Source organism: Streptomyces sp. NPDC055632, assembly GCF_053618675.1.
The window spans coordinates 192288-214455 of record NZ_JBSHHY010000009.1 but is presented as its reverse complement, the minus strand read 5'-3'; the positions used below and the strand labels follow the sequence as shown (position 1 = coordinate 214455).

Genomic DNA, 22168 nt, shown 5'->3' with positions numbered 1-22168 from the left:
GCGTGCACGGGTTTCGCCGGTCCCGGTCCGGCCGGGCCGACCCGTCCGGATCCCGGTCCGGCCCGATCCCTCCGACGCCGGTCCCGGTCCGGCCCGTCCGGCCGGCTCCCGCCGTCGCTCAGCCCGCGAACCCGGGCCCCTTGAGCAGGGCGCGGGCCCTGCGGTACGTCCGCCAGCCGACGGTGGGCAGCGAGTCCGGGTAGGGCGCGGCCCTCGCGCCCCGTCCCGCCATCCACCGCTCGACGTCGGCGGTGGTGTGGGTGCGGCGCAGGATGAGCCGGGCGATGCGGTGGACCTCGTCGCGCCGGGAGCTCAGGGCGTGCCGGACGGCGACGGCCGAGGTGTATCCGGCGGCCGCGGCGGCCCGGCGCACGGCGGGGCTGTTGTAGCCGTGCGGGTAGGCGAGGTGCGTCACCTCGTGCCCGAGGACGTCTTCGAGGACCGCCTTCGACTCGCGCAGTTCGCGGCGCAGGGCGCGGGGCGCGAGGGTGTCGAGCTGCGGGTGGGTGGCGGTGTGGGCGCCGATCTCCATCCCGTACCGCTCCAGGCGCGGGGCCTGGGAGAGGGTCATCATCGGCGCGGGCGGCAGCAGACAGGGGCGGCCGGGGGTGATGGCGCCGGTGGTGAGGTACGCGGTGGCCGGCAGGTCCCGGGCGGCGAGCGCCTCGGCGGTCGGCCCGGCCAGGTCGGCGAAGCCGTCGTCGAAGGTGAGGACGACGGGCCGGTCCGGCAGCGGGGCCCCGGAGACGAGGTGCGCGGCCAGGGTGCCGACGGTGACCGGGGTGCGGCCGCTGGCGACGACCGCGTCGAGCTGGGAGGCGAACTCCCCGGGCGCGACCGTGAATTCGGCGATCCAGTCCGGGGGGTCCTCCATGACGGCGTGGTAGAGGAGGACGGGTATCCGGGTGTGGAGGGGCGCGCTCGTCATCGGGGGCCCGCCTTCCGCAGCCGGGCCTTGGCGTATCCGATCGGGCCGTAGAGCATGCCGCGTCGCTCCAGTCGGGAGAGGCTGCGAGGCCAGGGGTGATGGGTGCCGTGCTCGCCGGGAACGCCGCTCCCGGCCCCGCCGGCCCGCCGGGCGGTCGTCGTCCGGGCGTGCGCGAGGCCGCGCGGCAGGCGGGCGAGGAGCGCGGGCAGCAGCCGGGGCCGGCGGACCAGGGTCGCGGTGAGGTACGCGGTGAGGCCGGCGCCGTAGCCGTACGCCTGGTTCCGCAGGTCCTGCCAGGTGTCGCGGTGGTGGTGCCAGACGAGGGCCCCGGAGGTGTAGCGGAGGCGGAAGCCGGCGGAGAGGACGGCGACGAAGGCGTACAGGTCGTCGCCGCCCTTCGCGGCGGTCCCGGTGCCGGTGGCGGGGTCGAAGCCGCCGGCCCGGCGCAGGGCGTCGGCGCGGAAGGCCATGTTGGCGCCGGAGCCGAAGCCGCCGGCGGTGAACGGGAAGAGGGGTTCGTCGGCGGGCGGCCGGGCCGGGTCGTACAGGCGCGGGGCGAAGCCCTTGGCGAACCCGCCGTGCGCTTCGAGGAGGACCTGGGCGGGGGTGGCGAGCCGGGCGGGCAGGATCAGGCCGGTGACGCAGCCGAGGCCGGGGTCGGCGGCGAAGGGTTCGGTGAGGGCGGTCAGCCAGTGCGGGTCGGCGATCACGTCGTCGTCGGTGAAGGCGAGGACGGTGGCGCCGGCGGCGGCGACCCCGGCGTTGTGGGCGGCGGCGAGGCCGGGGACGTCCTCGCGGACGTACCGGACGCGGCCGGCGTACTTCCGGGCGATCAGGTCACGGGTGTCCGTGGTCCGGGGCGCGTTGTCGACGACGACCACCTCGAAGTCGGGGTGGTCCTGGGCGAGGAGCGAGTCGAGGGCGCGGGCGAGCCGATCGGGGCGCTCGTGGGTGGCGACGACGACGGAGGTACGGGGCGGGGTGACCGGGCCGGCCTCCCCGCGGGTCTCCGCTCGGTTCCGCGCGAGCCGCTCGGCGTCGGAGGGGGGCGCGGGCCGGGCGAGCCGTTCCCGGGCGAGGGCGGCGAGCGCCTCGGCGGGGTCCTCGCCGTCCGCGACGGTCCCGACGACGGTGGCGGCGGGCCGCCCCCGGAGCCGTACGAGCGCGTAGACGCCGCCGCCCTCGACCTCCGGCCCGCCGGGCGCGGGCCGGAACGACAGGACGGGCCCCTCGGGCGCGTCGAGGTCGAGCTCGGCGACGGAGAGGGGGCGGGGGACGGGGAGGTTCAACGGGGTTCTCCCGGGGGGCGTACGGGCGGGGAGGTTCAACGGGGTTCTCCCGGGGGGCGTACGGGCGGGGACGCGGGCGGCGGCGCGAGCGGGAAGGGACCGTTCCGTCCGGGGGTCAGCGTCCGCCCCGCAGGCGGGCGATCCGGTTGAGGGCGGTGCGGCCCCGGGCGGCGAGGGCGGGGCGCGCGCGGACGAAGCCGTGGAGGCGGCGGGCGGGCTCGCGGCCCGCCCAGTGGAGGGCGGCGCGGACGCCGGGCCGGACGACGGCCCCCTCGTACACGGTCAGCTCGCCGGTCTTGAGGGCGTCCTTGTACTCGGCGTCGCCGCGCCCGAGGTCGAGCACGCCGATCCCGGCGGCGGCCGCGGCTTCGGCCATCCGCAGGTGGAGGACGAGACCGGGCGAGTACGGGGCGAACTCGGGGTCGTAGGAGGGGAACCAGCAGGACAGGACGGTCGCGGACCGGAGCCCGAAGTGGGCGGCGACGGGCCGCTCGCCCGCGTAGAGCACGGAGAGGACGCCGGAGCAGCCGGGCGCGCGGAGTCCGTGCAGACGGCGGACGAGGGCGGTGATCCACTCCTGGGCGAAGCGGTCGCGGCGGCCGGTCCTGCGGTACTGGGCGGACTTCCACGCCATGAGGGTGCGCAGGGCCGCCGGGTCGCGCTCGTCGAAGACGAAGCGGACCCCGCCGTCGGTCCGGCGGGCGAGCCGCCGCTCCTTGGCGAGGGTGGTCTTCAGGAACTTGGGCGACCGGACGCGCAGGAGGGCCTCGTAGGCGGCGTACCCCTCGCCGACGTCGATCACGGGCGAGGCGAAGGACCCGACGGCGGCGCCCTCGAAGACGGGCTGGCCCTGCTCCAGGTTGTCGAACTGCCAGTCGACGAGGCCGCAGCGGCGCAGCAGGGCGCGCGCGCCGGGCCGCAGGCCGTCCCGGAGGACGGCCCCCTGGCTGTCGGAGACGCCGAACCCGATGGCCCGGCCCCGCCCCAACGGCCCCTTCTCGTACGGGAAGAAGCCGACGGGCTCGTCCCCCTCCCACCAGACGGCGACCCGGGCCCGGGGCCGCACCTCGGCGACCGCGCGCGTGAACTCCGGTTCCATGAAGGGATTGGCGGGCGCACCGGACGTGGCGCGCAGCTGCCGCCACGCCCCGATCTCGCGCGCGCTCAGCTCCCCCGGCCTCACGACCCGCATGCGGACAGCGCTCACCCTGCCGACCCCCCGGTCTTCCCCCCGAGTCCTGCCAGGACAGGACGGTACCGGCCCGCAACGCCCGGAGACAGGGATACTCGGCCTTTCCGTGACCGACCGGCGAAGACGGGGACACGGCGAAGTCCCTTGCGCAAAAAAGGACTTCTCGCCCATCGCCCCGAAAAACCCGTGGTCACGGCGACGGACCCGTCGCTACCGTTGAGCTCCCCTTTCCCGGAAGAAGGCGACGCCATGACCACCCCCCGCCCGACGACGACCCTCTGGCGCCCCACGGGCCCCGTGGAGCTGGACCTCGTCCGGGAGTCGGGCTGGCGCGCCTGGCCGCCGCGGCTTCCGGAGCAGCCGATCTTCTACCCGGTGATGAACGAGGACTACGCGATCCGGATCGCCCGCGACTGGAACGTCAAGCACGACGGCGCGGGCTTCGTCACCCGCTTCGAGGTCGACACGGAGTTCCTGGGCAGGTACCCGGTCCAGCAGGCGGGCGGGCGGACGATCCTGGAGCTGTGGGTGCCGGCGGAGGAGCTGGAGGAGTTCAACGCGCATATCGTGGGGGAGATCCAGGTGGTCCACGAGTTCCGCTGAACGCCGTCGAGCGCCGTTTCCCGTGCCGAGGAGTCCCCGATGAGCGTGCGCCGCGCAGTCCCCAACCTCCGTACGGAATCCCCCGAGGAGAACAGGGACTTCTACGGTCTCCTCGGCTTCGAGCAGGTCATGGACCACGGCTGGATCGCGACCCTGGCCTCGCCGGCCGTCCCCGCCGTCCAGGTCAGCCTGATGGGCGCGGACCCGGCCGCCCCCGTCTCCCCCGACCTGAGCGTGGAGGTGGAGGACGTGGACGCGGTGTACGCGGCGGTGCGGGCGGCGGGCGCGGAGGTCGTGCACCCGCTGACGGACGAGGAGTGGGGCGTGCGGCGCTTCTTCGTGCGGGACCCGGACGGCCGGGTCGTCAACGTGCTCGGCCACCGGGCCTGAGAGGAGCCGTCGCCATGCGCTGGAAGGTCCACGGGGAGCGTCCGCTCCACGAGTACCCCTGGGTGAACCTGTGGCTCGCCGACGTCGAGCGGCCCGACGGGCAGCGGGACGAGTACTACGTGGTCAAGCTCCGCGACCTCGCCGTCGCGGCCGTCGTCAACGACCGCCGCGAGGTCCTGATGATGTGGCGCCACCGCTTCGTCACCGACGTGTGGGCCTGGGAGCTGCCGATGGGACTGGTCGAGGACGGAGAGACCCCGGCGGAGGCGGCGGCCCGCGAGGTCCTGGAGGAGACGGGCTGGCGCCCGGGCCCCCTGACCCCGCTGATCTACTCGGAGCCCGCCAACGGCATCACCGACGCCCGGCACCACGTCTTCCGGGCCGCCGGCGCCGTGCACGAGGGCCCGCCGACCGAGCTCAACGAGTCGGACCGGATCGAGTGGATCCCCCTCGCGGACGTCCGGGGCATGATCGCCCGCCGCGAGATCGTGAGCGGCGCGACCCTGGTGGGGCTGTTGCAGTTGTTGCTGGACGAGCCGCCCGGCGTGGCGGGCGGCTGAGGCGCCGCGCCGTCACCAGCCGAGCTGCGGCTCGTCCGGCACCTCGCCGCCGATGTGCGCGGCGAGCTTCCGGGCCCGGGACGGGTCGCCGAACTTGCTCACGTGGACGAAGACGGTGTGGTACTCGCTCCACCGGTCCCACTGGGCCTGCTCGCCGTGGAACACGACCTGGACCCCGTCGTGGTTCGCCGACGGGTACTGGTCCGACTCCGGGTCGTCCGGCCACAGGCCGTGCCAGGCGACGGCGGCCATGCCCCGGCCGAGGACCCCGACGAAACGGTCCTCCACGCTCCCCGTCGGCGCGTCCTCCAGGAGGCCCAGCGGAAGGTGCTGCTCCAGCGTGGCGTCGTCCGCCGCCGCGACGTCCAGGTCGAACCGGACGAACCCGCCGTCCGGCCCGGTGCGCCGGTTCACGTACTCGTACACCGCCCCGGGCAGGACCTCCGCCATGCCCCGGAGCTCCGCGACCGTCTCCAACTCGGCGAAGAGCCCGACCTCGTCGTCCCGCTTCTCCAGCAGCCCGCACAGACGCTCGGCCCGCGCGTACGCCGTCGCCGCGTCGGTGGTCCGGAAGACCGCGTACGCCCTCGAATTGCCCATGGCGGGAACGGTCACACGCCCGGGCGGACGCCCGCCACCGCATTGCGCGGGACCGTGCCGGGAGCCCGGCCCGCCGGGTCGGTCCGGGCCCGTCCCCTCAGACCACCCGCACCCCCCTCCGCCACACCTCCGACACCAGCGGTACGCCCGGGCGGTAGGCCAGGTGGACGTGGGACGGGGCGTTCAGGAGGGTGAGGTCGGCTCGGGTGCCGGGGGTGAGGCGGCCGACGTCCGTGCGGCGGAGGGCCGCCGCGCCGCCGGCCGTGGCGGACCAGAGGGCCTCGTCGGGGGTCATGCGCATGTCCCGGACCGCCAGGGCGATGCAGAAGGGGACGGAGGAGGTGAAGGAGGAGCCCGGGTTGCAGTCCGTGGAGAGGGCCACCGTGACGCCCGCGTCCAGGAGGCGGCGGGCGTTCGGCCACTCGGCGCGGGTGGAGAACTCCGCCCCCGGGAGGAGCGTGGCGACCGTGTTGCCCGAGGCCAGCGCGTCCACGTCCGCGTCCGTCAGGTGCGTGCAGTGGTCCGCGCTCGCCGCGTCCAGTTCCACCGCCAGCTGGACGCCGGGGCCGTACGAGAGCTGGTTGGCGTGGACCCGGGGGTGGAGGCCCTTCGCCTTGCCCGCCGTCAGGATCGCGCGGGCCTGGTCGCCGTCGAAGGCGCCCTTCTCGCAGAAGACGTCCACCCAGCGGGCGTACGGGGCACAGGCGTCCAGCATCGGGCCGGTGACCAGGTCGACGTAGGCCGCCGGGTCGTCGGCGTGCTCCGGGGGGACGATGTGCGCACCGAGGTACGTGACCTCGTCGGTGTGCTCGGCGGCGATGCGCAGGGCGCGGGCCTCGTCCTCGACCGTCAGGCCGTAGCCGGACTTCGTCTCGAAGGTCGTCGTGCCCTGGGCGAGGGCCTCGCGCAGGTAGTGGGCGACGTTCGCCGACAGGGCCTCGTCGCTCGCCGCGCGGGTCGCCGCCACCGTCGTGCGGATGCCGCCCGCCTCGTACGGCTGCCCCGACATGCGGGCGTTGAACTCGGCCGTGCGGTCGCCCGCGAAGACCAGGTGCGAGTGGGAGTCGACGAAGCCGGGGATCACGGCCCGGCCGCCCGCGTCGACCCGGTTGTCAGTGGTCGGTGCTTTGCTGGATTCACCGACCCAGACGACGCGGTCGCCTTCGATGACGACGGCCGCGTCCTGGATCAGACCCAGAGGACTTCCTCCCCCACTCTCGAACTTGGTCGAGCGGGGGGACCCCCATCCGAGGGAGGGATCATTGGTGACCAGGCTCGCGATGTTGACGATGGCGGTGGCGTGCGTCGCCACGGCGCTGTTCGCGCTCGTGGGGGCGGAGGTCGCCGCCGCGCTGTTCCTCGCCTCGGGGCCGGTGTTCATGGTGAGGGGTGTCTCCTTCAGCCGCGCAGGGCGGCGATCGAGTCGGCGAGGGCCCGGGGCACGTCCGGTACGGATGAGTGGACCCCGTCCCGTACGACGTGACGGCCGCCCACGACCGTGTGACGCACATCCGCTGCCGACGCTGCGAATACCGCCGTCTCGGCTGCCAGACGCGGTGCCGGTCCCGCTGTCCTGACGGAGTCCAGGGCGATCGTCGTGAAGTCGGCGAGGGCGCCCGGCGTCAGCTCGCCCGCCTCCTGCCAGCCGAGGGCCGCGTGGCCGTCCGCCGTCGCCGCGCGGAGCAGGGACGCGGCGGTCCAGTGGCCCCGGATGTGGGTGCGCAGGCGCTCGTTCAGCTCCATCGCCCGCGCCTCTTCGAGGATGTCGACGACCGCGTGGCTGTCGCTGCCCAGGGAGAGGGGGGAGCCGGCGCGCTGGAGGTCCACCGCCGGGCCGATGCCGTCCGCGAGGTCGCGTTCGGTCGTCGGGCACATGCAGGTGCCGGTGGAGGACGAGCCGAGGAGGGTGATGTCGCCGGGGGTGAGGTGGGTGTTGTGGACGCCCGTCGTCCGGGGGCCGAGCACGCCGTGTTCGGAGAGGAGCTGCGTGGGGGTGAGGCCGTGGGCCGCCAGGCAGGCGTCGTTCTCGGCCGTCTGCTCCGAGAGGTGGACGTGGAGGGGCGCCTCCCGGCGCCGGGCCCAGTCGGCCACCGTGGCCAGCTGGTCCGCCGGGACGGCCCGTACGGAGTGGATCGCCGCCCCGATCCGTACGCCGTCCCGCTCCTTGAGCGCCGAGGCCCGCTCGGCCCAGGCGTCCGCCGTGCCGTCGGTGAAGCGGAGCTGGTGGTGTTCGGGGGCGGCGCCGAAGCCGGAGGAAAGGTAGGCGGTGTCGAGGAGGGTGATGCGGACGCCCGCCTCGGCGGCGGCCGCGATCAGGGCCTCGCCCATGGCGTTGGGGTCGGCGTACGGGGCGCCGCCGGGGGCGTGGTGGAGGTAGTGGAACTCGCCGACGGAGGTGATGCCGGCGAGCGCCATCTCCGCGTACACGGCGCGGGCGAGGGCGAAGTAGCTGTCGGGGGTGAGTCGCTGGGCGATCTTGTACATGGTGTCGCGCCAGGTCCAGAACGTGCCGGAGCCGACCTGGACCGTGCCGCGCAGGGCGCGGTGGAAGGCGTGCGAGTGGGCGTTGGCCAGGCCCGGGACCGTCAGGCCGCGCAGGACCTCCGCGCCCGGGGGCGGGGTCTCCACCCCCGTCCGGACCGAGGCGATCCGGCCGTCCGTCACCTCCAGGGCGACGCCCGGCTCGACGGCGGGGTCGATCCAGGCGTGCTCCAGCCAGTACGCGGTCGTCAGCGGCACGCCAGCTCCTCCAGTACGTCGGCGAGTGCGCGGACCCCGGCCAGGCAGTCGTCCTCGGCCGCGAACTCGGCCGGGGAGTGCGAGACGCCCGTGGGGTTGCGCACGAACAGCATGGCGGTCGGGATCGATTCGGACAAAATACCCGCGTCGTGGCCCGCGCCCGTGCCGAGGACCGGGACCTTGCCCGAGGTGCCCGTGGTGCCGGCGGCCGAGTCGCCCAGGATCCGGGACAGCTCGTCGCGCAGGGCGTGCGAGAAGTCCACGACCGGGGTGAAGGACTCGCGGACGACCGTGAGGTCGATGCCGTGCCGGTCGGCGTAGTCGCGGGCCGCCGTCTCGACGCCCGTGACGACCGCGTCCAGGGCGCCCTGGTCGGCGGCGCGCGCGTCGAGCCAGCCCCGGACGAGGGAGGGGATGGCGTTGACGCCGTTCGGCTCGACCGCGATCTTGCCGAAGGTGGCGACGGCGCCCGCGAGTTCGGCCTCGCGGCGGGCGGCGAGGACGGTCTCGGCGTAGGTGAGCATCGGGTCGCGGCGGTCGACGAGCCGGGTGGTGCCGGCGTGGTTGGCCTCGCCCGCGAAGTCGTACCGCCAGCGGCCGTGCGGCCAGATGGAGGAGGCGATGCCGACGGCGTCGCCGGACAGGTCCAGGGCCCGGCCCTGCTCGACGTGCAGTTCGACGAAGGCGCCGATGCGGGCGAGCCGTTCCGGGTCGGGGCCGATGGCCTCGGGGTCGTATCCGGCGGCCTCCATGGCCTGCGGGAGGCTGATCCCGTCGCCGTCGCGCAGCTCGTACGCCTGCTCCTTCGTCAGGCGTCCGGCGGTGAGGCGGGAGCCGACGCAGGCGAGGCCGAAGCGGGCGCCCTCCTCGTCGCCGAAGTTGACGATGGCGAGGGGGCGCCTGAACGAGACGCCCCGGGCGCGCAGTTCGTCGAGCGCGGCGAAGGAGGAGACGACGCCGAGGGGGCCGTCGAAGGCGCCGCCGTCGGGGACGGAGTCCAGGTGGGAGCCGGTGACGACGGCGTCGCCGGCCGTCGGGTCGCCGAGCCAGGCCCACTGGTTGCCGTTGCGGTCGGTCTCGACGTCCAGGCGGCGGGCCTCGGCCTGCATCCGGAACCAGAGGCGGCAGTCGGCGTCGGCGCCGGTCCAGGCGTAGCGCCGGTAGCCGCCGGAGGCGTCGCTGCGGCCGATCGGCCGCAGCGAGCGCCACATGGCGTGGAAGCTGTCGCTCACGCGGAGCCGCCCTGGTCGCCCCGGTCGGCCCGGTCGGCCTCGGAACCCTCGCGCATCGGGACGCGGACGCCCTTCTCGTCCGCGACCCGCTCGGCGATGTCGTAGCCCGCGTCGACGTGGCGGATGACGCCCATGCCCGGGTCGTTCGTCAGCACGCGGCGGATCTTCTCGCCCGCGAGGGCCGTGCCGTCGGCCACCGAGACCTGGCCCGCGTGGATGGAGCGGCCCATGCCGACGCCGCCGCCGTGGTGGAGGGAGACCCAGGAGGCGCCGGAGGCGACGTTGACCATGGCGTTCAGGAGCGGCCAGTCCGCGATGGCGTCGGAGCCGTCGAGCATGGCCTCGGTCTCGCGGTACGGGGAGGCGACCGAGCCGCAGTCCAGGTGGTCGCGGCCGATGGCGAGGGGGGCGGCGAGGGTGCCGTCGGCGACCATGTCGTTGAACATGGCGCCGGCCTTGTCGCGCTCGCCCTGGCCGAGCCAGCAGATGCGGGCGGGCAGGCCCTGGAAGTGGACGCGCTCGCCGGCCATCTTGATCCAGCGGTGCAGCGACTCGTTCTCCGGGAAGAGGTCGAGGATCGCCTTGTCGGTCTTGTGGATGTCCGAGGCCTCGCCGGAGAGCGCGGCCCAGCGGAACGGGCCCTTGCCCTCGCAGAACAGCGGGCGGATGTACGCCGGGACGAAGCCCGGGAAGGCGAAGGCGCGGTCGTAGCCGGCGAGCCGGGCCTCGCCCCGGATCGAGTTGCCGTAGTCGAAGACCTCGGCGCCCGCGTCCATGAAGCCGACCATGGCCTCGACGTGCCGGGCCATCGACTCGCGGGCCCGGGTCGTGAACCCGGCCGGGTCCTTCGCCGCCGCGTCGGCCATGTCCTCGAAGGCGACGCCGACGGGGAGGTAGGAGAGCGGGTCGTGGGCGGAGGTCTGGTCCGTCACGATGTCGATCGGGGCGCCCTCGGCCAGCATCCGGGGCAGCAGCTCGGCGGCGTTGCCGAGGAGGCCGATGGAGAGCGGGCGGCGGGCGTCGCGGGCCTCGGTGGCGAGCGCGAGGGCGTGCTCCGGGGAGTCGGCCTTCACGTCCAGGTAGCGGTGCTCGATGCGGCGCTCGATGGCGCGCGGGTCGACGTCGATGCAGATCGCGACGCCGTCGTTCATCGTCACGGCGAGCGGCTGGGCGCCGCCCATGCCGCCGAGTCCGGCGGTCAGGGTGATGGTCCCGGCCAGGGTGCCGCCGAACTTCTTCGCGGCGACGGCGGCGAAGGTCTCGTACGTGCCCTGGAGGATGCCCTGGGTGCCGATGTAGATCCAGGAGCCGGCCGTCATCTGGCCGTACATGGTGAGGCCGAGCTGCTCCAGGCGCCGGAACTCCTCCCAGTTCGCCCAGTCGCCGACCAGGTTGGAGTTGGCGATGAGGACGCGCGGGGCCCACTCGTGGGTCTGCATGACGCCGACCGGGCGGCCGGACTGGACGAGCATCGTCTCGTCCTGCTTGAGGGTGCGCAGGGTGCGGACCATCGCGTCGAAGGAGCGCCAGTCGCGGGCGGCCTTGCCGGTGCCGCCGTAGACGACGAGCTTGTCGGGGTGCTCGGCGACCTCGGGGTCCAGGTTGTTCTGGAGCATCCGGAGGGCGGCCTCCTGCTGCCATCCCAGGGCGCTCAGTTCCGTACCGCGCGGGGCCCGTACGGGGCGGGGTCCTGACATGGCGGTGCCTCCTCGAATGTCGTTCAGATATTCACATCCTGGCGTGATGAATAGTTGTAGTCAACAGGGCCGGGCGGAAGGGGCGGGGCGACACGACGCCCTCCCGTTCCTCCACCGGATCGACGACGATGGGGCCCATGGCCTCCTCCCGTCGCGATCTCGCCGTCCGCGCCTCCGTCGACCAAGGACTCCTCTCCCCCGCCGAACCGGTCGTCGCCCTCCTCGACACCGCCGGCATCCGCGCCTCCGCAGCCGCCCTGACCGGCGCCTTCGCCGCCGTCACCGACGCGCCCGTACTGCACGCCTTCGCCGTGAAGGCAGCCCCGCTCGTCCCCGTCCTGCGCCTGCTGCACGAGGCCGGGATCGGGGCCGAGGTGGCGAGCCCCGGCGAGCTGGCCCTCGCCCGCGCCGCCGGGGTCCCGCCGGAGCGCACCGTGCTCGACTCCCCCGCCAAGACCCCGGACGAACTGCGCCTGGCCCTCGCGCTCGGGATCGCGGTCAACGCCGACAACCTCCAGGAGCTGGACCGGCTCGACGCCCTCGTCGCCTCCGGACCCACCGCCTCGCCCCTCGGACTCCGGGTGAACCCGCAGGTCGGAGCCGGTTCCATCGGTGCGCTCTCCACCGCGACCGCCACCTCCAAGTTCGGCGTGGCGCTCCGCGACGAGGGCGCCCGCAAGACCGTCGTCCAGGCCTACCTGGACCGCCCCTGGCTCACCCGGCTGCACACCCACACCGGCTCCCAGGGCGTTCCGCTCGCCCTGATGGCGCAGGGCGTCGGGGAGGCGTACGCGCTCGCCGAGGAGATCAACCGGGCCACCGGCCGGCGGCAGGTCGACACCCTCGACATCGGCGGCGGCCTCCCGGTGAACTTCGCCTCCGACGAGGAGACGCCGACGTACGCGGAGTACGCCCGGCTGCTCGCCGACACCGTCCCCGGTCTCTTCGACGGCCGCTACCGCCTCGTCACCGAGTTCGGGCGCTCACTTCTGGCCAAACACGGCACGGTCCTCGCCCGGGTGGAGTACACCAAGACCTCCGGCGGCCGCCCGATCGCCGTCACCCACGCGGGCGTGCAGCTCGCCACCCGTACGGTCTACGCGCCCGACTCCTGGCCGCTGCGCGTCCTCGCGTACGACTCCGAGGGCCGGCCCCGCACCGGGGAGACCGCCGTCCAGGACGTGGCGGGCCCCGCCTGCTTCGCCGGGGACCTGATCGCCACGGGCCGCGAGCTGCCGCTGCTGCGGCCGGGGGACGTGGTGGCGGTGCCGGACACCGGCGCGTACTACTTCGCCCACCACTACGCGTACAACAGCCTGCCCCGGCCGGGGATCCACGGCTTCGCCGTGGCCGGCGACGGGACGGTGGCGTTCACGCCCGTGCGGAGGCCCCAGACCTCCGAGGAGATCGTCGCCGAGGCGGGCGGGGACCTGGCGGACGCGCTGGTGCGCATGCCGGCCGAGCAGGTCGAGGCGGTCGAGGCGGTCGAACCCGATGAACCGGCCGAACCGGCCGGGCGGAGGGGTCGAACAGAAAGAGGGCCGACAGTCCGGTAGCGCCGGCCCCACGCCCCGGCTTCCATGAGGACATGAGTGGTGAAGACATGACCGGAACGGGTACGGGCACCACCTCCGTCGTCGTCGAGCGCCGGGTCGCCGCCTCCCCCGGGCGGGTCTGGGAGGCGATCACCGACCTCCCCGGCCTGCCCCGCGTCCTGACCGGCGTCCGGAAGGTGGAGGTGCTCACCCCGGGCGGCTTCGGCGTGGGCACCCGCTGGCGCGAGACCCGGCGGATGCTGGGCCGGGAGGCCACGGAGGAGATGACCGTGACCGCGTGCGAGCCGCCCGACCGGTACGTCACGGTCGCCGACTCCCACGGCATGCACTACGTCTCCGAGCTCACCCTCGTCCCCGACGGGACCGGGCTCGCCCCCGACGGGACCGGGTCCACCGTCCTGCGGATGTCCTTCTCCGTCCGGCCCGCGCACGGGCGCGCCCCCGGCCTCCTCGGCCGGGCGTTCGCCCGCCTCGGGGCGAGGGCCGTCGCCAGAGCGCTCGCGAAGGACCTGTCGGACGTCGCGAACGCCGTGGAGACCCGGATCTGACGGGCCCACCACATCCGCCCGCCGAGGACAAGGGATCAATTTCCGTCAGACCCGGGCATGTTCCGATGGAAAATGCCAGAACACCTCCCACGGACCGGAACGTTCAGTAGCGTCACCGTTACTGCCGCACGTTCGCACGCCGCATCGGGAGGGGAATCCGCGTGCCCGGAATCGACGAGTGCCTGACGGAGGCCATGACCCTACCGGGTGCTCGGGGCGCCTCCCTGGTCGACTGGACCAGCGGGCTCGCGCTGGGAACGGCGGGCGACTCACCCGTCGGGGACCACGAGACCACGGCCGCCGAGACCGCCGAACTGGCCCGCTCGGCGGCCGAGTTCGACACCTTCCTGGCGACGGACGACGACTCCGGAGGGGCGGACGGGGCCGGAGGCGGCGGAGGGCCTCCCGTCGAGGACCTGATCGTCACCACCCGGGCCGGCTACCACGTCCTCCGCTTCGTCGAGACCTCCTTCGACAGCAGCGTCTTCCTCCACCTCTGGCTCGACCGCGACACCGGCAACCTCGCCCTGGCCCGCATGAGGCTCCGCGACATAGCCGAGAAGCTGGTCCTCGGATGAGCGCGGTCGCCACCCCCGTCTCCCCGATGCTGGTCCGGCTCGCCGCCGAGAAGGCCACCGGCGCCCTGCTGCGCGACCACGGCACGCTCTACCTCGTGGACGGCCGGGTCGTGCACGCCGAGAGCCCCGCCGCCCCCGGCGTCGACGTCCTCCTCACCACCGGCGGCCGGCTGCCCCGGGAGAACTGGGACGAGGCCGTCGACCGGGCCGGGGCCCACCGCGCGGTGGGCCGCTTCCTCGTCGACAGCGGGCGGCTCCAGGACGGGGAGCTGGAGATATGCCACCTCGGCGCCGTCTTCGACGCCGCCTTCTTCGCCCTCTCCCCCACCAGCGGCCCGACCCGCTTCCGGTACGGGGTGGGGCACTGGTTCGGCACGGTGCGGCCGGTCTCGGCCGAGGCCGTCGAGCGCGAGACCGTGCGCCGCCGCGAACTCCTCGACGCCGTCTGGCCGTACCCCGCCGTGGACACCGCCCCGGTCGTCCCCCGCCCCGCCGCCCCCGGCCAGACCGTGGGGGCCCGGCAGCGCGCCCTGCTCGCGGCGGCCGACGGCGAGCGGAACCCGGCCGAGCTGGCCCGGCTGCTCGGCCGCCCCGCCTTCCACACGCTCCTCGACGTACGGAGGCTGGCCGCCGCCGGACTCGTCGAGACCCCGCTCGCCCCCGAACCCGACCCCGTGCCACCGGCACCGGCCCTCTTACCCGTCCCGCCGGTGCCCGATCCCGACATCGCCCTGCTGCGCCGGCTCCGTGACGCCCTGGAGGCACACCTGTGATGAGGCGTGCCCTGCGCATGCGCGCCGAGAGGAGACAGCTCATGACGGCAGAAGCCGAGGTCCTCGGCGAGCTGAGACGACTGCGGGCGCGGCTGCCCCAGCTCACCGGAGCCCTGGCGGCCAGCGCCGACGGACTCGTCCTGGCCCACGACACCGTGGACGGCGAGGCCGAGAGCGTGGCCGCGCTGACCGCGGCGGCGCTGGGCGTCGGCCAGCGCCTCACCGACTCCACCGGCCAGGGCCGCTTCCGCGAACTGCTCGTACGCGGCGAGAGCGGCTACGTGGCGACGTACGCGGCGGGCGGCTCGGCCGTCCTGACGCTGCTCGCGGAGCCCCGGATCAACGTGGGGCGGCTCCATCTGGAGGCCCGCAGGTCCAGCGCCCGGATAGGCGAGCTGGTCGACGGAGCCCTCGAGCGCAGGGAGCCGCCGACCCGGCTCGGGCAGCTCCCGCCCCCGTATCCCGGCAAGCCCCCGCACCCCGGGAGTCCTCCGCTGCCGGGGAGGCCCCCGGTCCGCGAGGTCCGCCACCCGAGGAGCCCGTAGCCCCGGCAGTCCCGGAAACCCGCGGGAAGCCCGTCACCCCGGAGACCCACGGCCCGAGAGGCCGTCACCCGAGAAGCACGTCACCCCAGAAGGAAGAAGTACGACACCATGGCGAACACCGAGACCTCCCTCAAGGAAGCGGCCTCCATCGACGGCGCGATCGGCGCTGCCCTCGTCGACTACACCAGCGGCATGGCGCTCGGCACGATCGGCGGCGGCAAGGAGCTCGACCTGAACGTGGCCGCCGCCGGCAACACCGACGTCGTCCGGGCCAAGGTCCGGGCGATGGAGATGCTGGGGCTCAACGACGAGATCGAGGACATCCTCATCACCCTCGGCACCCACTACCACCTGATCCGGCTGCTCAAGGGGCGCAACACCAACGGCCTCTTCCTCTACCTGGCCCTGCACAAGGACCGGGCGAACCTGGCGATGGCCCGCCACCAGCTGAAGAAGATCGAGGCCGAACTGGACGTCTGACGGCCGGGAGGCCGCCCGTCGCCTACTCGACGAACAGGCCCCGCGCCGCCGCCTTCGCGTCGAACTCCTCCAGGCGCGCCTGCGCGTCGGGGAGTTCGTCGGCCATCGCCTCCAGGAGGACCCGGCCGAGCATCATGGGGGCGCAGGCGGTGTCGAAGGCGAGCCCGGTGCCGACGGCGGCCGGGATCAGCAGGTCGCTGTGGGCGGCGACGGGCGCGAACGCCGAGTCGGCGACGGTCACGACCGCAAGGCCGGCCGCCCGCGCGTACTCCAGGGCCTCGACGACCTCGCGCGGGTGCCGGGGCAGCGCGAAGCAGAGCAGGGCCGTGGCTCCGGCCCGTACGGCCGCGTCGACGCGGTCCGTGAGCATCGAGCCGCCCTCGTCGAGGAGCCGCACGTCCGGGTGCACCTTGGCGGCGAAGTAGGCGAAGCCGCGCGCCTGCGAGGAGGCGGCCCGCAGCCCGAGCACGGGCAGCGGGCGGGAGGCGGCGAGGAGGCGGCCGGCCCGCTCGACGGGCCCGGGGTCCGCGAGCAGCCCGGCGAGGTGCCGGAGGTTCCCGATCTCGGCGAGCACGGCCTGCTGGTACTCGTTGAACGCCTCGCCACCGTCCCCTCCCTCGCCCGCACCGGTCTCCGGGGGCGCGACCTCCCGCAGGTGGCGGCGGAGCGCCGGGTAGCCGTCGAAGCCGAGGGCGACGGCGAAGCGGGTGACGGAGGGCTGGCTGACCCCGGCGAGTTCGGCCAGTTCCACGCTGGACAGGAACGGCACGTCTCCGGCGCGCCGCACCATGCAGTGCGCGATCCGCCGCTGGGTCGGCGTCAGCCGGTGCCCCTCGAAGAGGGCCTGGAGCCGGCCGGCCGGGCTGTCGCTCACGTCGCCCTCCCCTTTCACCTATTCACTCGCGCGTCACTCTGCATAAGGATATGCACGATCCGCCACGGGCGGTCCTGGAAAGAGACCGGAAAGAGACCGGGAAGAGAACGGCCGAAGGGCCCCCCGCCACTGCGAGGGGCCCTTCCGTGAGGCTTGGCGCGGGGACCGCCGCACCCCCGTTGCCGGGGGGCGGGACGACGGCGGTCCCCGCGAGGGACACGGGCCCGGGTCAGGGCCGGTCCGCGTCCGTGGCGTCTCTGGAGGCCCGGGAGCCGCTCCGGAAGTCCGTGACGCCGACGAGGAACAATCTGCCGGACGCGTGTTAAGCGGGTGCTGCGCGGACGTGTCGCGCTCGTACCAGTTGCGCGAACTCGCCCGCGAGCCCCGCGCCCGGGCCCGCCCCGCGGCGCCGACCGCCCGTTCCCGGGCCCGCCCCGCAGGGCCGTCCAGCCGCCCCCGGGGCTACTTCGCGCCGCCGCCCGCCAGGAAGGCCAGCAGGTCCTGGCGGCTGACGACACCGGTCGGCTTGCCCTCGACCAGGACGGTCGCCGCGTCGGCGGCCTCGCCCAGGACGGCCATCAGGTCGGCCACGGGCTCGCCGGAGCCGACCTGCGGCAGCGGCGCGCTCATGTGGCGCTCCAGGGGGTCCTCCAGGGACGCCTTCTTGGTGAAGAGGGCGTCGAGCAGCTCGCGCTCGACGACCGAGCCGACGACCTCGGCGGCCATGACGTCGGGGTGGCCGGCGCCCGGCTTCACGATGGGCATCTGGGAGACGCCGTACTCGCGCAGCACCTCGATGGCCTGGCCGACGGTCTCGTCCGGGTGCATGTGGACGAGGGAGGGCAGGCCGCCCTCCTTGTGGCGCAGGACGTCCGCGACGGTGGCGGAGGAGGTGTGCTCCAGGAAGCCGTAGTCGGCCATCCACTCGTCGCTGAAGATCTTGGACATGTAGCCGCGGCCGGAGTCCGGGAGCAGCACGACCACGACGTCGTCGGGGCCGAGGCCGCGGGCGACCTCCAGGGCCGCGACCACGGCCATGCCGCAGGAGCCGCCGACGAGGAGGCCCTCCTCCTTGGCGAGGCGGCGGGTCATCTGGAAGGAGTCCTTGTCGGACACGGCCACGATCCCGTCGGCGACCTTCCGGTCGTACGCGCTGGGCCAGAAGTCCTCGCCGACGCCCTCGACCAGGTACGGACGGCCCGAGCCGCCCGAGTAGACGGAGCCCTCCGGGTCGGCGCCGATGACCTTGACGGCGCCGCCGCTGGCCTCCTTGAGGTAGTTGCCGGTGCCGGAGATGGTGCCGCCGGTGCCGACGCCCGCGACGAAGTGGGTGATCTTCCCGTCCGTCTGCTCCCACAGCTCGGGACCGGTGGTCTCGTAGTGCGAGCGCGGGTTGTTCGGGTTGGAGTACTGGTCGGGCTTCCAGGCGTTCGGCGTCTCGCGGACGAGCCGGTCGGAGACGTTGTAGTACGAGTCCGGGTGCTCCGGGTCGACGGCGGTGGGGCAGACGACGACCTCGGCGCCGTACGCCCGCAGCACGTTGATCTTGTCGAGCGACACCTTGTCGGGGCAGACGAAGATGCACTTGTAGCCCTTCTGCTGGGCCACGATCGCCAGGCCGACGCCGGTGTTGCCGGACGTGGGCTCGACGATGGTGCCGCCGGGCTTCAGCTCGCCGCTGCGCTCGGCCGCCTCGATCATCCGCAGGGCGATCCGGTCCTTGACCGAACCGCCGGGGTTGAAGTACTCGACCTTGGCCAGGACGGTCGCCTGGATGCCCGCTGTGACGTTGTTGAGCTTCACCAGCGGGGTGTTGCCGACGAGGCTGATCATCGAGTCGTGGAATTGCACCGTAATCTCCGGGGTCTCCGTAATGGTGTGGCCAGCGTATGCGTAGTCGGAGCGGGTTACGGGGCAGTTACACCGTGAACGGCTTGAAGGAGGTGACGGCCCCATGTCGAGGGCGAGGGTGGCGCGGCGGATCGCGGCGGGTGCGGCGTACGGCGGCGGGAGCATCGGACTCCTCGGGGTCGCGACGGTGGGGGTCCTCCTCGCCGAGGCGCACTTCGCGAAGCGGACCGTCGGGGGCGGGGCGGCTCCGCTGCCGCCCGCGGCGGACGGGCTGTACGGGCGGGCGTTCGGGACGGAGGACCCGCTGCGACTGGCCCTTCTGGGTGATTCCACGGCGGCGGGCCAGGGCGTGCGCCGCACCGGCCAGACGCCGGGCGCGCTGCTCGCCTCGGGGCTCGCGGCGGTGTCGGAGCGGCCGGTGCTGCTGCGGAACGTGGCCCTGTCGGGGGCGCGCTCGGACGACCTGGAGCGGCAGGTGTCGCTGCTGCTCGCGCAGCCCCTGGGGCCGCCGGACGTGTGCGTGATCATGATCGGGGCGAACGACGTGACGCACCGGATGCCGGCGACGGAGTCGGTGCGGCTCCTGGCGGCGGCGGTGCGGCGGCTGCGGACGGCCGGGTCGGAGGTGGTCGTCGGCACCTGCCCTGATCTGGGCACGATCGAGCCGGTCTACCAGCCGCTGCGCTGGCTGGCCCGCCGGGCGTCGCGGCAGCTGGCGGCGGCGCAGACGATCGTGGTGGTGGAGCAGGGCGGGCGGACGGTGTCGCTCGGCGACCTGCTGGGCCCGGAGTTCGCGGCGAACCCGCGCGAGATGTTCGGGGTGGACAGCTTCCACCCGTCGGCCGAGGGGTACGCGACGGCGGCGATGGCCGTGCTGCCGACGGTCTGCGCGGTGCTCGGCGCGTGGCCGGAGGCCGACCGGCTGGAGCCGGCGCGCCGGGAGAACATGCTGCCGGTGGCGAAGGCGGCGGCCGAAGCGGTACGGGAGGCGGGCACCGAGGTCACGGGCGCCCGGGCGCCGTGGGCCCTGCTCAAGCACCGCCGCAGGCGGCGGCTGCCGGTCGCGGCGGAGGCCGCCGGGGCGGCGGGAGCGACGGAGGGTCCGGAAGAGGCCGGAGGGACACTGGAGGCACCGGCGGACGCCGTCCCCTCGACGGAGACTCCGGCCAACTGAACGCCCGGCGGGAGCCGGGGCTCCGGTCGGCACCGGCCCGGCGGAGCGCCCGCCGGGAGCCGGGTCCCGACGGAGCACCCACGGAAAGCAGGGCCCGGCGAACCGCCCACCGGCAGGCGTGCCCCGGCGAACCGCCCCGCTTCCTGAGCGCCCGCTTAGAAAAGAGGTCCGCATCACACGCCCGTCCCGGTGACCCGTGCGGTACGTACGGGTAACTTCCTTTTCAGTCCGCCCACTCCGCACCCTCATGGAGCCGTGATGCCCGAAGCCGTGATCGTCTCGACCGCCCGTTCCCCCATCGGCCGGGCCTTCAAGGGCTCCCTGAAGGACCTGCGCCCGGACGACCTCACCGCGACCATCGTCCAGGCCGCCCTGGCGAAGGTGCCCGAGCTGGACCCGCGCGACATCGACGACCTGATGCTGGGCTGTGGTCTGCCCGGCGGCGAGCAGGGCAACAACCTGGGCCGGATCGTGGCCGTGCAGATGGGCATGGACCACCTGCCGGGCTGCACGATCACCCGTTACTGCTCCTCCTCGCTCCAGACCTCCCGGATGGCGCTGCACGCGATCAAGGCGGGCGAGGGCGACGTCTTCATCTCGGCCGGCGTCGAGATGGTCTCCCGCTTCACCAAGGGCAACTCGGACTCCCTGCCCGACACGCACAACCCGTTCTTCGCCGAGGCCGAGGCCCGCACCGCCGAGGTCGCCGCCTCCGAGGGCTCCACCTGGCACGACCCGCGCGAGGACGGCGTCGTCCCCGACGCGTACATCGCGATGGGCCAGACCGCGGAGAACCTGGCCCGCTGGAAGGGCATCGGCCGCCAGGAGATGGACGAGTTCGGCGTGCGGTCGCAGAACCTCGCCGAGCAGGCCATCAAGAACGGCTTCTGGGAGCGCGAGATCACCCCGGTGACGCTGCCGGACGGCACGGTCGTCTCGGCGGACGACGGCCCGCGCGCGGGCGTCACCCTGGAGGGCGTGCAGGGCCTCAAGCCGGTCTTCCGCCCCGACGGCCTGGTCACCGCCGGCAACTGCTGCCCGCTCAACGACGGCGCCGCCGCGCTCGTGATCATGTCGGACACGAAGGCCCGCGAGCTCGGCCTGACCCCGCTGGCCCGGATCGTCTCCACCGGCGTCTCCGGCCTCTCCCCCGAGATCATGGGCCTCGGCCCGGTCGAGGCGTCGAAGCAGGCCCTGAAGCGCGCCGGCCTCACCATCGGCGACATCGACCTGGCGGAGATCAACGAGGCCTTCGCCGCCCAGGTCATCCCCTCCTACCAGGAGCTGGGCCTGGACCTGGACAAGGTGAACGTCAACGGCGGCGCCATCGCCGTCGGCCACCCCTTCGGCATGACCGGCGCCCGCATCACCGGCACCCTGATCAACGGCCTCCAGTTCCACGACAAGCAGTTCGGCCTGGAGACGATGTGCGTCGGCGGCGGCCAGGGCATGGCGATGGTGATCGAGCGGCTGAGCTGAGCACCGCTCTCCTCGTGGACGGCGGCTAACCACGTCGCGTCCCAGCCGTGACCGAATCTCCCCCAGGATGTGACCTACATCCCGGGGGAGTTCGTTTTCCCAGGTCAGAGCGGTTTCGGTACTAAACGCCTGGCAGAAATACCTGTCCAATTCGTGACGTAATGCACTGACAGCGGCCCCCGCCTCACGACAAGCTGAGGTAGGAAGTCGGGGGATCGACTCGGAATCGGGAGTACGTCAGTGAGCGCCATGCCTCTTGCCCTGCTGCTGACCACGGCCGCCGCCACGGCCGTGGTCGCTGCCGCCCTGCACGCCGTCCACGGTCTCCGCAAGCAGGTCACCGCCCTGCGGCGCGAGCTGGCCGCCGGGCACGGCGTGACGGTTCCCGCGGCCCGTGCCACGCCCGCCGCCGAGATACGGGCCGCGGTCGCGGAGGCGCTGGCCGAGGAGCGCGAGCGCGAGCTCGCCGAGGCGCGGGCCTTCTGGGCGGCGCAGGAGGCGCGGGACGCGGCCGACGCCCCGTCCCTGCTCGGCGGCCTCGGCGGCCCGGCCGAGGACGGTTCCTTCTTCGTGCCGCGCCAGACCGACTTCGTGGGCCTGGAGGCGATGGCCCTGGAGGCCATGGAGGCCGAGGCCGCGGCGCTCGACGGCGCGGCGGAGCCGCTGGACGAGTTCCCCGAGGACTCCCCGGAGCTGGCCGCGGCCCGGCGCCGGCACCCCTCGCACCCGGACTTCGTGCCGGTGCAGACCCCGGTCGTCACCGACCACGAGCGGACGGTGGCGCGCCTGGAGGAGCTGGCCGACACGCGCACGGCCCTGACCGACGTCCGCCCGGGCCCGCTGGGCACCCTGGACGTCTACGTCTTCGCGGACGGCACCACGCTCTGTATGACCCCCGGGCACCGCGAGACCGCGGAGCGCCTCGCGGAGGCCCTGCGCACGGGCCGCACCCCGGTGCTGCTCGGCGGCTCGGGCGTCTCCGGCGCCTTCGCCCTGACCTTCTCGTACGGCGACACGGACGAGGAGAACGTCTACATCCTCGCGGACCGCGTGATCGCCTCCCTGTAGGGCCGCACGCGG

The 22168-nt window shown here is 74.1% G+C and carries 22 protein-coding genes; 12 read left to right on the top strand and 10 right to left on the bottom strand.

All coding sequences use genetic code 11. The features are described from left to right. Window positions 1–118: 118 nt before the first annotated feature. The 3 genes from ACWGSR_RS15460 to ACWGSR_RS15450 all read right to left on the bottom strand — a co-directional run bounded on the left by ACWGSR_RS15460 (window position 119) and on the right by ACWGSR_RS15450 (window position 3409). On the bottom strand, window positions 119–928 hold the full coding sequence (locus ACWGSR_RS15460) for a polysaccharide deacetylase family protein (protein WP_453566770.1): 810 nt from the start codon (window positions 926–928) through the stop codon (window positions 119–121). Beyond that, the gene (locus tag ACWGSR_RS15455) at window positions 925–2217 is read right to left on the bottom strand and encodes a glycosyltransferase (protein ID WP_453566768.1); all 1293 of its coding nucleotides are present in this window, start codon (window positions 2215–2217) and stop codon (window positions 925–927) included. The genes ACWGSR_RS15460 and ACWGSR_RS15455 overlap by 4 nt, the downstream gene beginning before the upstream one ends. Before the next feature lie 115 nt (window positions 2218–2332). Continuing rightward, window positions 2333–3409: a GNAT family N-acetyltransferase gene (locus ACWGSR_RS15450; RefSeq protein WP_453566796.1), complete on the bottom strand. Its 1077-nt coding sequence runs from the start codon at window positions 3407–3409 to the stop codon at window positions 2333–2335. Window positions 3410–3658: 249 nt separating this feature from the next. Here ACWGSR_RS15450 and ACWGSR_RS15445 point away from each other — a divergent pair, with 249 nt between their 5' ends. The 3 genes from ACWGSR_RS15445 to ACWGSR_RS15435 are packed head-to-tail and all read left to right on the top strand — an operon-like array spanning window position 3659 to window position 4962. Beyond that, a complete protein-coding gene (locus ACWGSR_RS15445; RefSeq protein WP_376245528.1) occupies window positions 3659–4012 on the top strand; it encodes a hypothetical protein in 354 nt (117 codons plus the stop codon). 39 nt (window positions 4013–4051) lie between these two features. After that, complete coding sequence (locus ACWGSR_RS15440; protein ID WP_376245530.1) at window positions 4052–4402, top strand: VOC family protein; 351 nt, start codon at window positions 4052–4054, stop codon at window positions 4400–4402. 14 nt (window positions 4403–4416) lie between these two features. Next, window positions 4417–4962, top strand: coding sequence for an NUDIX hydrolase (locus ACWGSR_RS15435; RefSeq protein ID WP_453566766.1), 546 nt, complete (start codon window positions 4417–4419; stop codon window positions 4960–4962). A 12-nt stretch (window positions 4963–4974) separates the two neighbouring features. Here the strand turns inward: ACWGSR_RS15435 and ACWGSR_RS15430 are convergent, their stop codons facing one another. The 5 genes from ACWGSR_RS15430 to hutU all read right to left on the bottom strand — a co-directional run bounded on the left by ACWGSR_RS15430 (window position 4975) and on the right by hutU (window position 11230). Beyond that, entirely contained in the window at window positions 4975–5562 is a 588-nt protein-coding gene (locus ACWGSR_RS15430) for a hypothetical protein (protein ID WP_453566764.1), read from the bottom strand. Between the two features lie 97 nt (window positions 5563–5659). Beyond that, window positions 5660–6943 carry an imidazolonepropionase gene (hutI, locus tag ACWGSR_RS15425; protein ID WP_453566762.1) on the bottom strand — a complete coding sequence of 428 codons (1284 nt, stop codon included), beginning with the start codon at window positions 6941–6943 and terminating at the stop codon, window positions 5660–5662. Between the two features lie 17 nt (window positions 6944–6960). Beyond that, window positions 6961–8301, bottom strand: coding sequence for a formimidoylglutamate deiminase (locus tag ACWGSR_RS15420; RefSeq protein WP_453566760.1), 1341 nt, complete (start codon window positions 8299–8301; stop codon window positions 6961–6963). Next, window positions 8292–9512, bottom strand: a complete 1221-nt coding sequence (locus ACWGSR_RS15415) for an allantoate amidohydrolase (RefSeq protein WP_376572646.1) — start codon at window positions 9510–9512, stop codon at window positions 8292–8294. Before ACWGSR_RS15415 ends, ACWGSR_RS15420 begins: the two co-directional genes overlap by 10 nt. A gap of 17 nt (window positions 9513–9529) precedes the next feature. Next, on the bottom strand, window positions 9530–11230 hold the full coding sequence (gene hutU, locus ACWGSR_RS15410) for a urocanate hydratase (protein WP_376244899.1): 1701 nt from the start codon (window positions 11228–11230) through the stop codon (window positions 9530–9532). A 128-nt stretch (window positions 11231–11358) separates the two neighbouring features. Between hutU and ACWGSR_RS15405 the strand changes: the two genes are divergently transcribed. From ACWGSR_RS15405 to ACWGSR_RS15380, 6 genes are all read left to right on the top strand, one after another. Continuing rightward, window positions 11359–12786 carry a diaminopimelate decarboxylase gene (locus ACWGSR_RS15405; RefSeq protein ID WP_453566758.1) on the top strand — a complete coding sequence of 476 codons (1428 nt, stop codon included), beginning with the start codon at window positions 11359–11361 and terminating at the stop codon, window positions 12784–12786. 32 nt (window positions 12787–12818) lie between these two features. After that, on the top strand, window positions 12819–13334 hold the full coding sequence (locus ACWGSR_RS15400) for an SRPBCC family protein (RefSeq protein WP_453566756.1): 516 nt from the start codon (window positions 12819–12821) through the stop codon (window positions 13332–13334). 161 nt (window positions 13335–13495) lie between these two features. Further along, a complete protein-coding gene (locus ACWGSR_RS15395; protein WP_376244890.1) occupies window positions 13496–13912 on the top strand; it encodes a hypothetical protein in 417 nt (138 codons plus the stop codon). Beyond that, the gene (locus tag ACWGSR_RS15390) at window positions 13909–14685 is read left to right on the top strand and encodes a transcriptional regulator (RefSeq protein ID WP_432088357.1); all 777 of its coding nucleotides are present in this window, start codon (window positions 13909–13911) and stop codon (window positions 14683–14685) included. Before ACWGSR_RS15395 ends, ACWGSR_RS15390 begins: the two co-directional genes overlap by 4 nt. 41 nt (window positions 14686–14726) lie before the next feature. Beyond that, the gene (locus ACWGSR_RS15385) at window positions 14727–15230 is read left to right on the top strand and encodes a roadblock/LC7 domain-containing protein (RefSeq protein ID WP_376244884.1); all 504 of its coding nucleotides are present in this window, start codon (window positions 14727–14729) and stop codon (window positions 15228–15230) included. 108 nt (window positions 15231–15338) lie between these two features. Then, window positions 15339–15710, top strand: a complete 372-nt coding sequence (locus tag ACWGSR_RS15380; protein ID WP_125667118.1) for a hypothetical protein — start codon at window positions 15339–15341, stop codon at window positions 15708–15710. A 22-nt stretch (window positions 15711–15732) separates the two neighbouring features. Here ACWGSR_RS15380 and ACWGSR_RS15375 read toward each other — a convergent pair whose 3' ends face one another. Then, on the bottom strand, window positions 15733–16584 hold the full coding sequence (locus ACWGSR_RS15375) for a MurR/RpiR family transcriptional regulator (protein ID WP_453566753.1): 852 nt from the start codon (window positions 16582–16584) through the stop codon (window positions 15733–15735). Window positions 16585–17046: 462 nt separating this feature from the next. Next, entirely contained in the window at window positions 17047–18435 is a 1389-nt protein-coding gene (locus ACWGSR_RS15370; protein ID WP_376244877.1) for a cystathionine beta-synthase, read from the bottom strand. 103 nt (window positions 18436–18538) lie between these two features. Here ACWGSR_RS15370 and ACWGSR_RS15365 point away from each other — a divergent pair, with 103 nt between their 5' ends. The 3 genes from ACWGSR_RS15365 to ACWGSR_RS15355 all read left to right on the top strand — a co-directional run bounded on the left by ACWGSR_RS15365 (window position 18539) and on the right by ACWGSR_RS15355 (window position 22156). Next, window positions 18539–19609, top strand: a complete 1071-nt coding sequence (locus tag ACWGSR_RS15365) for an SGNH/GDSL hydrolase family protein (RefSeq protein WP_453566750.1) — start codon at window positions 18539–18541, stop codon at window positions 19607–19609. 258 nt (window positions 19610–19867) lie between these two features. Then, a complete protein-coding gene (locus ACWGSR_RS15360; protein WP_453566748.1) occupies window positions 19868–21088 on the top strand; it encodes an acetyl-CoA C-acetyltransferase in 1221 nt (406 codons plus the stop codon). 249 nt (window positions 21089–21337) lie between these two features. Further along, window positions 21338–22156, top strand: coding sequence for a hypothetical protein (locus ACWGSR_RS15355; protein WP_453566794.1), 819 nt, complete (start codon window positions 21338–21340; stop codon window positions 22154–22156). Window positions 22157–22168: the final 12 nt, after the last annotated feature.